The 12862-nt window shown below is 72.0% G+C and carries 13 protein-coding genes and 1 pseudogene; 5 read left to right on the plus strand and 9 right to left on the minus strand.

Annotated features, from left to right (window positions below; translation table 11 throughout):
- Window positions 1-181 precede the first annotated feature (181 nt).
- Window positions 182-421 carry a hypothetical protein gene (locus AC2CJA_RS16365; protein WP_484603441.1) on the minus strand — a complete coding sequence of 80 codons (240 nt, stop codon included), beginning with the start codon at window positions 419-421 and terminating at the stop codon, window positions 182-184.
- Window positions 418-624, minus strand: a complete 207-nt coding sequence (locus tag AC2CJA_RS16370) for a hypothetical protein (RefSeq protein WP_484603442.1) — start codon at window positions 622-624, stop codon at window positions 418-420. The genes AC2CJA_RS16365 and AC2CJA_RS16370 overlap by 4 nt, the downstream gene beginning before the upstream one ends.
- 196 nt (window positions 625-820) lie before the next feature.
- Between AC2CJA_RS16370 and AC2CJA_RS16375 the strand changes: the two genes are divergently transcribed.
- The 3 genes from AC2CJA_RS16375 to AC2CJA_RS16385 are packed head-to-tail and all read left to right on the plus strand — an operon-like array spanning window position 821 to window position 2066.
- A complete protein-coding gene (locus AC2CJA_RS16375) occupies window positions 821-1678 on the plus strand; it encodes a helix-turn-helix domain-containing protein (RefSeq protein ID WP_484603443.1) in 858 nt (285 codons plus the stop codon).
- Between the two features lie 14 nt (window positions 1679-1692).
- Window positions 1693-1920 (plus strand): DUF397 domain-containing protein, encoded by a 228-nt coding sequence (locus tag AC2CJA_RS16380; protein WP_484603444.1) that lies wholly within the window; start codon window positions 1693-1695, stop codon window positions 1918-1920.
- 5 nt (window positions 1921-1925) lie between these two features.
- Window positions 1926-2066, plus strand: a complete 141-nt coding sequence (locus tag AC2CJA_RS16385) for a hypothetical protein (RefSeq protein ID WP_241716419.1) — start codon at window positions 1926-1928, stop codon at window positions 2064-2066.
- Window positions 2067-2183: 117 nt separating this feature from the next.
- Here AC2CJA_RS16385 and AC2CJA_RS16390 read toward each other — a convergent pair whose 3' ends face one another.
- Window positions 2184-2948, minus strand: coding sequence for a hypothetical protein (locus tag AC2CJA_RS16390; RefSeq protein ID WP_484603445.1), 765 nt, complete (start codon window positions 2946-2948; stop codon window positions 2184-2186).
- Window positions 2949-2963: 15 nt separating this feature from the next.
- Window positions 2964-3929 carry a hypothetical protein gene (locus AC2CJA_RS16395; protein WP_484603446.1) on the minus strand — a complete coding sequence of 322 codons (966 nt, stop codon included), beginning with the start codon at window positions 3927-3929 and terminating at the stop codon, window positions 2964-2966.
- Between the two features lie 12 nt (window positions 3930-3941).
- Here AC2CJA_RS16395 and AC2CJA_RS16400 point away from each other — a divergent pair, with 12 nt between their 5' ends.
- Complete coding sequence (locus AC2CJA_RS16400) at window positions 3942-4136, plus strand: hypothetical protein (protein ID WP_484603447.1); 195 nt, start codon at window positions 3942-3944, stop codon at window positions 4134-4136.
- Window positions 4137-4173: 37 nt separating this feature from the next.
- On the opposite strand, the gene AC2CJA_RS16405 is transcribed toward AC2CJA_RS16400, so the two are convergent.
- From AC2CJA_RS16405 to AC2CJA_RS16415, 3 genes are all read right to left on the minus strand, one after another.
- Window positions 4174-4590, minus strand: coding sequence for a hypothetical protein (locus AC2CJA_RS16405; RefSeq protein ID WP_484603448.1), 417 nt, complete (start codon window positions 4588-4590; stop codon window positions 4174-4176).
- 155 nt (window positions 4591-4745) lie between these two features.
- On the minus strand, window positions 4746-6662 hold the full coding sequence (locus tag AC2CJA_RS16410) for an acyl-CoA dehydrogenase family protein (RefSeq protein ID WP_484603449.1): 1917 nt from the start codon (window positions 6660-6662) through the stop codon (window positions 4746-4748).
- A 238-nt stretch (window positions 6663-6900) separates the two neighbouring features.
- On the minus strand, window positions 6901-8355 hold the full coding sequence (locus AC2CJA_RS16415) for an aldehyde dehydrogenase family protein (protein WP_484603450.1): 1455 nt from the start codon (window positions 8353-8355) through the stop codon (window positions 6901-6903).
- A 255-nt stretch (window positions 8356-8610) separates the two neighbouring features.
- Here AC2CJA_RS16415 and AC2CJA_RS16420 point away from each other — a divergent pair, with 255 nt between their 5' ends.
- Window positions 8611-9942 (plus strand): M14 family metallopeptidase, encoded by a 1332-nt coding sequence (locus AC2CJA_RS16420; protein ID WP_484603451.1) that lies wholly within the window; start codon window positions 8611-8613, stop codon window positions 9940-9942.
- Window positions 9943-9981: 39 nt separating this feature from the next.
- Here the strand turns inward: AC2CJA_RS16420 and AC2CJA_RS16425 are convergent, their stop codons facing one another.
- Both AC2CJA_RS16425 and AC2CJA_RS16430 read right to left on the minus strand, forming a co-directional pair.
- On the minus strand, window positions 9982-11700 hold the full coding sequence (locus tag AC2CJA_RS16425) for a PucR family transcriptional regulator (protein WP_484603452.1): 1719 nt from the start codon (window positions 11698-11700) through the stop codon (window positions 9982-9984).
- Window positions 11701-11897: 197 nt separating this feature from the next.
- Window positions 11898-12862: pseudogene (locus tag AC2CJA_RS16430) on the minus strand (ATP-binding protein); the annotation flags it as partial.

Genomic DNA, 12862 nt, shown 5'->3' on the forward strand with positions numbered 1-12862 from the left:
CCCCCACGTCCTTGGCGTCGTGTGGGGGGCGCCAACCCGGTGTGGCAGCCCCCCCCCCCAAGTCTCCTCTCGCTCAAGCCCGTTGCCGCTCACCCGGAGGCGAGCAGCCAGGCGGCGCCGGAGGCGGACAGGACGGTGAGCGCCGTCAGGGCGGTCTCGGCCACGGCGAGCGCGTAGCGCGTCACCGCGTAGACTGCCGCGCCCGTCGCGCCCGGCAGTCGGCGCAGGCGCTGACCGGGCAGGACAGATGCCCGCCGGGCCGCCCGGTGGCGACCCGCGCCCAACCGATGTAGGCGAGCGGCGCGCCGCGAGTGCCGCAGTGGACGCAGGCCCGGCCGTTGAGGCGGTCGCCGGGGGTGTCGGCGGGCAGTTCGATCACCTCGTCGGATGTGCCCCGCCTCGGCAGCGGCGCGGCGCTCACACCCACTCCCCCGTCCGCCCGTACCGGTCGCGGCACTCGATCAGCCGGCCGAGCTGCGCGTAGTGCAGCTCCAACTGGCCGGGCTCCAGCACCATCTCGGTCTCGACGGACACGCCGTCGTCCCCGTGGACGGTGACGGCGACGGTCACCCGGTCCCGCACCCGGTCGTACCGCGCATCCCTCTTGCTTGGCGTTGCGTGCATCACTCGACCCTCCTGACATCCGGTCACCGGGCCGCGAACGCCCGGCGTTACGACTTGGACACCCAACGTGTCCGGTTCACCATGACATCGCAACCATTCGAAGTGCAACACGAACACTTAACTTCGCCGATTCACGCACCCACGGCCCACTTCTTCGGCAAACTGATCTCTCGTCAAAGCTGTCGAAGGAGAACCCATGCCTGCCGACCCCACACCCACAGTCCGACGCCGTCGGCTGGGATCAGCACTGCGGAGGCTGCGTGAGGCGAAAGACCTCACCCTGGAGGACGCGGCACGTCACCTGGAGTGCCACAAAGCGACGATCTCCCGCCTGGAGCTGGGCCGTTCAGGGGTGCGAACTCGCGACCTGCGTGCGTTGCTCTCGCTCTACGGCGTCACCGACACAGCCCGGGTTGACGCCTTCCTGGAGATGGCACGCAAGGGGAAGGAGTCGGGCTGGTGGCAACGCCATGCCGGCGTACTGCGCCCCGGGTACACCGACTTCATCGAACTCGAAGCTGAAGCGGCCGAGATCAGCTGCTACGAACCGCTCCTCGTGCCCGGTCTCCTTCAGACCCGTGACTACGCCCGGGCAGTGATCAGCGCCTATCCATCGGTACGGACAGAGGAGGATGTCGAGCGCAGGATCGAGGTACGCGCCAACAGGCAGAACTTGTTGACCGATGGACGGGGCGTTCAGTTCTGGGCCGTGATCGGGGAAGCTGCTCTGCGCAGCAGGGTCGGTGGTCCGGAAACGATGAACCGGCAGCTCCGCCATCTGCTCTCCCTGGCTGAGCTGCCCAACGTCACCCTTCAGGTACTTCCGATCGACGCCGGAGAGCATCCCGGCGGCAACGGACCGTTTGTGATCTTCACCTTCCCGTTGCCGGAGGAGAGCCAGGTGGTCTGCGAAGAAGGCCTGATCACGACCGTCTACCTGGACAGCCCCGACGAGGTGAAGACATACGCTGATGCCCTCGACGCACTACGCGCGGCAGCACTCAGCCCTCGCCAGTCCCATGCAGCGATCGCCGAGTTGCTGACCGGCCGGTAGAGGAGATGGAGCAGATGGCAAAGGAATCGAACAGCGCCCACATACCGGGCGACTGGCGCAGATCCAGCTACAGCGGCGGCGAGGGCAACTGTGTGGAGGCCGCAGTTCTGCCCGGCGGGTGGACGGCCGTGCGGGACTCCAAGGACCCCGCCGGGCCGGCGCTCGCCTTCGGCGCCGCGCCGTGGACGGCCTTCCTGGAGCGGGTGCGCGCGGAGGGCCGAACGCCCACCGGCGGGGCGTAATCCCGTTGCCCGCGCTGTCGCTGGTGGCCGAGGGCCCCGGCGGCGAGGTCGTCGGCCATGTGGTCCGCACCCTGGCCGCGTACGACCCCGAAGACCCCGCCCCGCGCCGCGCCTTCACCTACGCCGAGCCGTTCGGCCGCGTGTGAGCGGGCAGAGAGCCGAAAACCCCTCCTGGGCACCACGCGATTCCGTGCGGGTCCGCCGTCCCGGACCCGCACGCGTTCGCGGCGAGCGACGGATACCCCGCTGACAGCGGACCCGGTTCAGGAGACGACGGCTCCTCCCAGATCGTCGGCCGCCTCGCGTCCCAGGGACCTGTCGCAGAACTGGACGGACCAGTTCCCCGCCGTGACGATGAACCTGGAAAGTTCCGGCACGCTGACGGCCAGGCGCAGCGCGTCGTCGCGCTCGGCGAACGTGCCGTGCAGTTCCAGGTAGGCGCAGGGTTCCTCCGACCGCTCCGTCACGCACGTCATCGCGTTCACCGCGTCCTTCTCCCTCTCACGCCCCTCGCACCCCACGGAGGCGTCCAGCGCGTCCGCGAGCGAGTCGAGATCCGTGTAGCGAGGCTTCTTCGGAATGTCGGGCAGCGGGAGCAGCGGCGGAAGAACGACTGCGTCAAGCGCCTCGGCGATCTCTGGTGCGTATGCGGGCTTCAGCACGCTGATGTACCAGTTGCCGGCGGCGACGATGGTGCGGAAACGCGGGGGTGTCCGCCAACTGGCAACGGAGTCACCCACCTCATCACGGGTGAACTCCTCGGTATCGAGCACATGTACCTCGTTCTCGACCTTCACACCATTGATCTCAGCCGCGCAGTCGAGACCGGATCCACCCCCCCTTCGCCGCAGGACCACACACTCGACACCGCTCCGCTCAAGTGCCGCCACCACCTCGTCCGCGGTCTTGAACACCGGTTTCACCGGAACGCTCTCAGGGAGGGGGGTGAGCGGCTCCGTATCCTTTCGCGTGAATGATGAGCAAGCGGTGAGAGCCATCACCAGGAGGCATGAGACCAGAGTCGGCACGGTTCTTCGCATGTCTCAGCCCCCCGCCGGGGGAATCGGGGGCGGAGCCGGGCTCGGGGACGGAGTGAGCGGACCGAGATCGGGGTCCTTCTCGCCAACGCCGCCGACCGGGTCACCGTCGCTGTAGATCGGCTCGATATAGACGTCCCGCGGCACCGGGGTCTGCGATTTCAACTGCTCCACGGCTTGAGCGCGCTCTTCGTCCCCGAGAGCCTCCCAGGCCATGGCGTCCTCCAGGTGCGGTTCGATCCTGTCCCAGTTCTCCCCCCGGGTCTTGATATCACCTCCGCGCCGGCCGGATTCATCGCCGTACATCTCGTTCAGCTCCCGGACCTCAGGAGTGTCGGCGGCATAGAGCACGAAGAGGTCCTTGTCCGATCTGGAACCGTATGGATCCTCCTTGAGTTCCTTCAGGTGGTAGGCGCTGAGCCGGACGTCCAACTGGGGGTTTGCCTCGATCTCAGCGGCGAGTTCGGCGTCAGTCAGCTCACTCATGTATCTTCCGTCGGTCAGTTTGAAGACCTCGCGGTTCCTCTCCAGAACCTCCCGCGCCGTTTCCAGTTTGATGTGGGTGATCCCCAGCGACTTGTCCGGTTTCGGCCCGACGGCGAGGCTCCAGTTGAAGAGCCGGCCGAACTCGGTGACCGGTCCGCGCAGGCTCGGGCTGTGGTTCTGATGCCACTGCTGCTCCTGCCACAGGACGGCCAGCAGGAGCTTCCGGCCGATGCCCGTCTCCAGCGCGGCCCGGTCCACCGCGGCGAGGACCGTCGGCGGGACGTTGATCCGGTGAAGCCCGTCGAGTCCGCCCGACAGACGCAGCGCGATGCCCAGCGGACTGTCGTCCTTGAGCGCGTCTCCCACCAGTTCCGGATCACCGATATCGGTAAGTCCCTCGATGGTGCGCAGGACCCGCGCGGCCTCGATGTCCGCCCGGGTGGCCTTCGACAGCGCGGCGGAGATGACATCGCGGACGTCCGCCACTCGCGGGACTTCGTGCCCGTCCTCGACCGACGGGGGTGGCCGGTCACCCTCACCGAGACCGAAGCCGACCACGCGGGCGCGGTGATGACCGAGTACGACCCCGAGCGGCAGCGCTGCGTCCCGGCCCGCGCCGGGGGCCCCCTGGAAGCCGGCCGCACCGCGGCCCGCGTCCTGGCCCGCGCCGCGGGCCTCCGCGTGCCGGGATAGCCACCTGTGAGGGGCGGTAATTCCGGATCTCCGCCCCTCATGGTGAGGTCGTCGCGGGTTCGGCCCGGCCCCCCATCTCAGATCCGCGCGGGCGGCACAGCAGGATGAGGAGGAGCGTGACGCCCGTGCCCGAGGCGGACATCGGTTCCATCTTGTACACGGCGTAGGCCAGCAGTCCCGCCTCCAGCAGCGCGCAGACCGCGAGGGCCCGCCCATTGGAGTGTCCGGAGCGCATGGACCGGGCGAGGACCCAGCACATCCACGCGCTCATGACCGTGAAGGCCACGCCGAGCGCGTAAAGGCGCATGTTCTCGGCCCTCGTCTCTTCGACGGGATTGTCAAGCGGCCCAAGGGAATCGTTCCATCCGGGCAACAAAACGAAGGCGAAGAAGGCGACGAACAGGGCCTGGCAGATGACAAGGAGGATGGCTGCCACCGCCGCGAGACGACGCATAAGAATCACACCATTCTTTGGACACCTGGGGCGCCAGGGTGCGTGATCGGCCCCTCACACACCCTGACGCAAAATTCGACTACCGGTGCGCCAAGCACAGATTGATACCACAGGTGGTTCAGGGCGCCGTCGCCTTCCGGGAGTGCGTACGAGGGTCAGGGGATGGGGCGGTGGACGTCCGTGCGGGCGGAGGGGCCGGGGGCGGCCTCGGCGATCCAGGGCCCGGGGGTGGAGGGGTCGACGACGCCCTCCTCCAGCCAGGTGTACGCGCCGCCCAGGACGCCGCGCACGACCTTGCGGTCGATGTCGTCGGTGTTGTCCCACAACCGGCCGAACAGCTCCTCGGCGCGGAGGCGGGCCTGGCGGCAGAAGGCGTCGGCGAGCTGGTAGGCGGCGCGGCCGTTCTCGCCGCGGGCGCGCAGCATCTCCGCCCGCACGCAGGCCGCGCTCATGGCGAACAGTTCGGCGCCGATGTCCACGATCCGCCCCAGGAAACCCTGCTTGCCCTCCAGTTTCGCCTGCCAGCGGGACATGCCCAGGAAGGTGGCGCGGGCCAGGCGGCGGGAGGCGCGTTCGGCGTAGCGCAGGTGGGCGGCCAGGTCGGGATGGCCGGCGGGGTGGAACTCCCGGTAGGAGCCGGGCAGCTGTCCGGGCCCGGCGACCAGTTTGGGCAGCCAGCGGGCGTAGAAGCCGCCGGCGCGGAAGGCGGCGCGGCCCTTGTCGGTGAGGGTCTTGTCGGGGTCGACCAGATCGCCCGCGACCGACAGATGGGCGTCGACGGCCTCGCGGGCGATGAGCAGGTGCATGATCTCGGTGGAGCCCTCGAAGATGCGGTTGATGCGCAGGTCGCGCAGCATCTGCTCGGCCGGTACGCCGCGCTCGCCGCGGGCGGCGAGGGAGTCGGCGGTCTCGAAGCCGCGCCCGCCGCGGATCTGGACCAGCTCGTCGGCCATCCGGTAGGCCATCTCCGAGCCGTGGAGCTTGGCGAGGGCGGCCTCGATGCGGATGTCGTTGCGGTCGTCGTCGGCCATCTGGGAGGCGAGGTCGAGGACGGCCTCCAGGGCGAAGGTGGTGGCGGCGATGAAGGAGATCTTGGAGCCGACGGCCTCGTGGCGGGCGATCGGCTTGCCCCACTGCTCGCGGGCCGCGGACCACTCGCGGGCGATCCTCAGGCACCACTTGCCCGCTCCGGCGCACATCGCGGGCAGGGAGAGGCGGCCGGTGTTGAGGGTGGTCAGCGCGATCTTCAGTCCGGCGCCCTCGGGACCGATCCGGTTGGCGGCCGGGACGCGGACGCGGTGGAAGCGGGTGACGCCGTTCTCGATGCCGCGCAGGCCCATGAAGGCGTTGCGGTTCTCCACGGTGATGCCCTCGGAGTCGGCCTCGACGACGAAGGCGGTGATGCCGCCCTTGTGGCCCTCCGAGGCCGGTACGCGGGCCATGACCACCAGCAGGTCGGCGACGACGCCGTTGGTGGTCCACAGCTTCACGCCGTCCAGGATGTAGCTGTCGCCGTCGGGTACGGCGGTGGTGGCCAGGCGCGCCGGGTCGGAGCCGACGTCCGGTTCGGTGAGCAGGAAGGCCGAGATGTCACCGCGGGCGCAGCGCGGCAGGAACGCCTTCCTCTGCTCCTCGGTGCCGAACATCCTCAGCGGCTGGGGCACGCCGATCGACTGGTGCGCCGACAGCAGCGCGCCGACGGCGGGGCTGGCCGATCCGGCCAGGGCGAGGGCGCGGTTGTAGTGGAGCTGGCTCAGGCCCAGGCCGCCGTACCCGGGGTCGATCTTCATGCCGAGCGCGCCGAGTTCCCTCAGCCCCTTGACCACCTCGTCGGGGACCAGGCCCTCGCGGTCGATGCGCGGGCCGTCGATCTCCGCCTCGCAGAAGGCCCGGAGCCTGGCGAGGAACTCCTCGCCGCGCCGGGCGTCCGTCTCCGCGGGCCGGGGGTGGGGGTGGATCAGGTCGAGGCGGAGGCGGCCGAGGAAGAGCTCCCTGGCGAAGCTCGGCTTGCGCCAGTCCCGCTCCCTCGCGGCCTCGGCCACCTGTCGTGCTTCGCGTTCGGAGACGGTCATCACGGTTCACCTCGCACTGCCGGGTACTGCGGAGGGCCGCCGGGGGGCGCCGGGGGCTTCCGGGGGGGCGCTGCGCGGTGCGCGTACCCGTCGTGCGCGTCGTGCACCGTTTCCGGGGCACGGTGCACCCGTGTGCCGCGGCATCGCGGTGGACGGCGGGCCCCGGCGGCGGCGAGCACCGCGGCGGCCCGTCCGGTCCCGCGCGGCGGTGGTGGTACGGGACCGGACGGGCCGGGGGCTACAGGTCCAGGCCGGTGAGGACCATCACCCGCTCGTAGGTGTAGTCCTCCATGGCGAACAGCACGCCCTCGCGTCCGACGCCGGACTCCTTGGTGCCGCCGTAGGGCATCTGGTCGGCGCGGTAGGAGGGCACGTCGCCGATGACCACGCCGCCGACCTCCAGGGCGCGGTGGGCGCGGAAGGCCGCCCGCACGTCGTGGGTGAACACCCCCGCCTGCAGGCCGTACCTGGAGTCGTTGACCGCGGCGAAGGCGGCCTCCTCGCCGTCGACCGAGGTCAGCGTGAGCACGGGCCCGAAGACCTCCTCGCAGGAGACCGCGGCGTCGGCGGGCACGTCCGCGAGGACGGTGGGGGCGTAGGTGGCCCCGTCGCGTTTGCCGCCGGTCAGCAGCTTCGCACCGGCGGCGACCGCCTCGTCCACCCAGGACTCCACCCGCTTCGCGGCGTCCTCGCTGATCAGCGGGCCGACGTCGGTGGCGTCGTCGGACGGGTCGCCGGTGGCCAGCGCCTCGACGGCCTCGACCACCCGGGGCGCCAGCCGGTCGTGGACCGAGGCGTCGGCGATGACGCGCTGGACGGAGATGCAGGACTGCCCGCCCTGGTAGTTGGAGAAGGTCGCGATGCGCCGCGCGGCCCGGTCCAGGTCGGCGTCGGAGGAGTAGTCGGCCAGTACGACGGCCGCGCCGTTCCCGCCCAGTTCCAGGGTGACGCGCTTGCGGGGCACGGTGTCCAGGATGGCCCAGCCCACCGGGCCGGAGCCGGTGAAGGAGATGACCGGCAGGCGCTCGTCGGCCACCAGGGAGGGCATGCGGTCGTTGGGTACGGGGAGCACCGACCAGGAACCGGCCGGCAGGTCCGTCTCGGCCAGCAGCTCGCCGATGAGCAGCCCGGACAGCGGGGTGGCCGGGGCGGGCTTGAGGATGATCGGCGTGCCGACCGCGATGGCCGGGGCCACCTTGTGGGCGCACAGGTTGAGGGGGAAGTTGAACGGCGCGATGCCCAGTACCGGGCCGCGCGGGAAGCGCCGGGTCAGGGCGAGGCGGCCGGTCCCGCCCGCGTCGGTGTCCAGCCGCTGCGCGGTGCCGCCGTTGAAGCGGCGGGCCTCCTCGGCGGCCCAGCGGAAGACCGACACGCAGCGGCCGACCTCGCCGCGGGCCCATTTCACGGGCTTGCCGTTCTCGGCGGAGATCAGCTTCGCGATCTCCTCGGTGCGCTCGGCCAGCCGCCGGTGGACGTGGTCCAGGGCGGCGGCGCGCACATGTGCGGGAGTGGCCGCGAACTCGGCGGCCGCCTCGGCCGCGGCGGCCACGGCCTGCTCGACCTGGGCCTCGGTGGGGACGCTGACGGTGCCGACGGTCCGGCCGTCCCAGGGCGAGGTGACCTCGAAGGTCTCGTCGCCGGTCGCCTCGCGGCCGGCCAGCCAGAACGCGTGTGGGGAAGTCGCTGTGGTCACTGCGTATCCCGGCCCTTCCGAAGTGGTGGAGCGGTGGAGGTCGTGATCGGGCCCGGCTGCTGCGCGGCCGGCCCCCGGCACCACCGTAGGGGCCGGGGCCGTGCGGGACTCTTGTCCGGCGCGTATCACTCGGGTTGTTCCGCGCGCCGCTTTGTCGGAGAAGGCCCGGTTGCCCGCCCGCCGCTTTGCCGCGACCATGACACGGCACGGAACGCACCACCCCCACCCGTCGAACTGGACACCCCAGGAGACGCGATGCGTAGACGTCCTCACGGGCGGCGGACCCTCACCGCCGCCCTCCTCCTCTCCCTCGCACTGGCCGTTCCGCTCGGGGCGCAGGCCACCGCCGCCCCCGGAGACGACGGTCGGCGGGCCACCCCCGCCGGTGAGCGGCAGTACGAGATCGCCGGGATCACCGGCGTCGAACAGCGCACGGCCATCGCCCGCACGGGTACGGCCATCGACGCGGTGCGCGAGCACTCGGTGGTGGTCACCGCCGACGCCGCGCAGGCCGAGAAGCTGCGGAAAGCCGGCCACCGCCTCACCACCCTGCCCGCTCCCCCCCAGCGGAGCGCCGGGAGCGATGAGGTCGGCACCCTCGACTACCCGCCGAGCGACTCCGGCTACCACAACTACGCCGAGACCATGGCGGCCATCAACGGGTACGTGCGAGACCACCCGGACATCATGGCCAAGCGGGTCATCGGCAAGACCTACGAAGGCCGCGACATCGTCGCCGTCAAGATCAGCGACAACGTCTCCGCCGACGAGAACGAGCCGGAGGTGCTGCTCACCCACCACCTGCACGCCCGCGAGCACCTGACCGTGGAGATGGCGCTGTACGTCATCCGCGAGTTCGGCGAGCGGTACGGCACCGACTCCCGCATCACCCGCATGGTGAACACCCGGGAGCTGTGGGTGATCGCCGACGTCAACCCCGACGGCGGCGAGTACGACATCGCCTCGGGCAGCTACCGGAGCTGGCGCAAGAACCGCCAGCCCAACTCCGGTTCCTGGTACGTCGGCACCGACCTCAACCGCAACTGGTACTACAACTGGGGCTGCTGCGGCGGCTCCTCCTCCAGCACCTGGAGCTCCACCTACCGAGGCCCGTACGCCGGGTCCGCGCCGGAGGTGCGGGTGGTCGCCGACTTCGTCCGCAGCCGCGTCGTGGGCGGAGAGCAGCAGATCAAGGCGCACATCGACTTCCACACCTACAGCGAACTGGTGCTGTGGCCCTACGGCTACACCTACAACGACACCGCCCCGGGGCTCACCCAGGACGACCGCAACGCCTTCGCCACCGTCGGCAGGGCGATGGCCGCCACCAACGGCTACACCCCCCAGCAGTCCAGCGACCTGTACATCACCGACGGCACGATCAACGACTGGATGTGGGCCGACCAGGGCATCTTCAGCTACACCTTCGAGATGTACCCCGGGCCGAACGGGCGGGACGGCTTCTACCCGCCCGACGAGGTGATCGAGCGGGAGACCAGCCGCAACGAGGACGCCGTCCTGCTGCTGATGGAGAACGCCGACTGCATGTACCGCTCGATCGGCAAGGAGCAGCAGTACTGTTCCTGACGCCCTGATGCCCTGACGGTGCCGGGCCCTCCCCGGGTCTCAGCCCTTCCGGGGCCGCCCCTGGTCCTTCCGGACCGGGGGCACGGTCGCCGTCGCCTTGAGCGCCAGCCACAGCTCCATCCGCACGTCCGGATCGTCCAGTGACCGGCCGAGGATCTCCTCGACCCGCCGCATCCGGTAGCGGAGGGTGTGCCGGTGGACGCCGAGGTCGGCGGCGGCCGCGTCCCACTGCCCGTGCCGGGAGAGCCAGGCGTGCAGCGAGGCGACCAGGTCGCCGCGGCCGTGCGCGTCGTGCTCGTACAGCGCGCGCAGCATCCCGTCGGCGAAGGCGCGCACCGCGTCGTCGGCCAGCAGCGGGAGCACCGAGCCGGAGGCCACGTCCTCGTGCTCGACCAGGGCCCGGCCGCGGCGGCGGGCGACGGACAGCGCCTGCCCGGCCTGTTTGAACGCCGCGGCCACGGAGGCGAGCCCGGCGGGCGCCGACACACCGACGACCACACCGTGTTCCGTGCCGGCGACCGCCGTGCCGCCCACGCCCGCCGTCTCGGTCCGGCCGGCGAACTCCGCGCAGGCCGCCGCGGCGGTGCCGCCGTCCGCCACCAGCCCCACCAGCCGCCGGTCGTGCCGGACCAGCAGGACGGACTCCCCCGCCCGGGCGGCGGCCGACTCCGTCCTCTCGGCGAGCGCCTCCACCCCCGCGGGCAGGGCGCCCTCATCGCCCGCCTCCCCCGGGGCCCCGGGCTCGATCACGCCCCTGGCACCGTCCGCGCCCGGATCCCGGGCGTCCGCAGCCCTGCGCCGCACCGACGTGCCCTCGGCCACGACCACCCGCAGCGGCTCGTCCAGCAGCGTGCCGTAGAGCGAACCGGCGACCGCCCGGGCGTGGTCGGCCTCCCCCGCCAGCAGCATCCGCAGCACCGCAGCGCCCAGCCGCTGCTCGGCCTCCAGCAGGGCACGGGACCGCTCGGTGGTCAGGGTCAGCAGGGCCACGGCGGAGTTGACGGCGTAGCGCTCGGCGGTGCCCGGCGGGACGCCGGTGCCGACCGCGAGCACGGCCCTGACCCGGCGCCCCGAGCCGATCGACTGCAGCTCCACCCGGTCGCCCGACCGGCCGCCGGTCCCGCTCACCACGGCGCTCGCGGTGGCGGAGCGGTCCCGCAGCCGCCGCACCTCGTCGGTCAGCTCCGCGGCGCGGCGGGAGGCCCAGGACGGGGCGGCGGCGACCAGCGCGCCGGAGACGTCGTAGAGCGCGGCCCAGCCGTCCACGTGGGCCGCCAGCTTCGCCAGCAGACCGGACGTGCCGCGCGCGGAGAGCACGGCACGGGTCATCTCCCGCTGGGCCTCGAACCCGGCCCGGACCGCGCGGTACTGCTCGGCGGCGCCCGCCGCCGAGACCGCCTTGACGATGGCCAGGAACGGGGTGCGCCGGGGCACCTCCAGCAGCGGGAAGCCGGCCTCGCGGGCGGCGCCCAGCAGCGCCGGGGGCACCGTGTCGTAGGCGACCCCGGCCGCGAAGCCCAGCCCGACCACACCGGCGGCGTCCAGCCGGGCGACGTAGCGCCGCATCGCCTCCGGATCCTCGACATCGAGCTTCATCGCCGTGACCAGCAGCAGCTCCCCGCCCTCCAGATACGGCACCGGGTCGGCCAGCTCGCTGACGTGCGCCCAGCGCACCGGGGCGCCCAGCCGCCCCTCGCCCGCGAGGACGGCGAGCTTGAGGGAGGAGTGCTGGACCAGCGAGGCGAGGGTGATCGGCATGGCTGACCTGGACCCTTTCCAGCGGTCGACCGCCGGCCGGCTGCCCGGCGGGCAGGAGGGGAGGGCGGCGGGTTCCGTCCGTGCGATAGCAAGGATAAGGCCGCACTGCTACTGACCGTACAGCCGTACGCGCCGTCGTACGCCTCCTCGCGTCCTTCTCGCGCGCCTGCCCCGTCCCGGCGGCACGCGCGCCCCGGCTACTCCCCGAGACGGGTGAGGACCGGCGGGCTCGCCTCCCCCCGGGAGGTGGTCAGCGACACCACCGCGTGGCCCGGCGGCACCTTGTGCGCGAGGTCGGAGGCGGACCAGCGCTCGCGCTGGACCGTGCGCACGGTGACCGAGCGGGTGGTCGCCCGCACCCCCGTGAACAGGGTCCGGATCCCGCGCAGCGCACGCCGGAGCGCGCCGCCGGAGAAGTCGGGGTTGTGGGTGACGTCCTCGGTCCTCACCCACTCACGGCCCCATGCCTGCGCGAACACCTCGCCGTCCCAGGTGCTCACCCCCGACAGCACCACCCGGCAGCCGACCGCCCCCACCGCCGCCGCCCGCAGCGGCTCGGGCACCTCGTCCAGGCTGCGCAGCGCCAGCACCACCCCCGCGTTGGAGGTCCGCAGCCGCTGGACGGCGCGTACGGAGGCGGGAGTGAGGGTGTGCGCGGCGTCGTCGAGCACCAGGCAGGCGAACAGGGACCGCTCGTCGCGGTCGCGGACGCAGGCGGTGAACTGGACGAGCAGCAGCCGGGCCAGCAGCCGGGACGCCTCGGCGTGACCGCGCTCGGGCAGGTCGATCCGCACTCGCAGCGGATGCGTCAGATCGCGCATGGCGAAGGGGCGGGTGGCGCGGGTGGCGCCGCCGGTGCCGAAGAACCCGGCGAACGCGGGCCGGTCCAGCAGCGCGATCCGGTCCGCGAGCAGCGGTCCCGGATCGCCGGGCCGCCCGGACTGGCGCTCACGGGCGTCCAGTTCACGCAGGGCGGCGCCGTCCCCGGCGGCCTCGCACGCCTGGCGCAGCGCGGCGAGCGCGACGGGCACCCCGTCGAGCAGTTCGCGCAGCTCCGGCACGGACGGGAAGCGTCCGTGGGCGGCCCGGTGCGGGCCGATGAGCTGGGCGAGGACGGTGGCGGCGCGGCGGGTGTCGGCCTCGCCGCCGAAGCCGCCCGCGC

It is taken from the genome of Streptomyces sp. ATLC9 (assembly GCF_057196705.1).

Excerpts from the sequence above, each read along its gene's own strand:
- AC2CJA_RS16370 (WP_484603442.1), bottom strand. The coding sequence starts at position 624 with ATGCACGCAACGCCAAGCAAGAGGGATGCGCGGTACGACCGGGTGCGG.
- AC2CJA_RS16375 (WP_484603443.1), top strand. The coding sequence starts at position 821 with ATGCCTGCCGACCCCACACCCACAGTCCGACGCCGTCGGCTGGGATCA.
- AC2CJA_RS16380 (WP_484603444.1), top strand. The coding sequence starts at position 1,693 with ATGGCAAAGGAATCGAACAGCGCCCACATACCGGGCGACTGGCGCAGA.
- AC2CJA_RS16405 (WP_484603448.1), bottom strand. The coding sequence starts at position 4,590 with ATGCGTCGTCTCGCGGCGGTGGCAGCCATCCTCCTTGTCATCTGCCAG.
- AC2CJA_RS16410 (WP_484603449.1), bottom strand. The coding sequence starts at position 6,662 with ATGACCGTCTCCGAACGCGAAGCACGACAGGTGGCCGAGGCCGCGAGG.
- AC2CJA_RS16420 (WP_484603451.1), top strand. The coding sequence starts at position 8,611 with ATGCGTAGACGTCCTCACGGGCGGCGGACCCTCACCGCCGCCCTCCTC.
- AC2CJA_RS16425 (WP_484603452.1), bottom strand. The coding sequence starts at position 11,700 with ATGCCGATCACCCTCGCCTCGCTGGTCCAGCACTCCTCCCTCAAGCTC.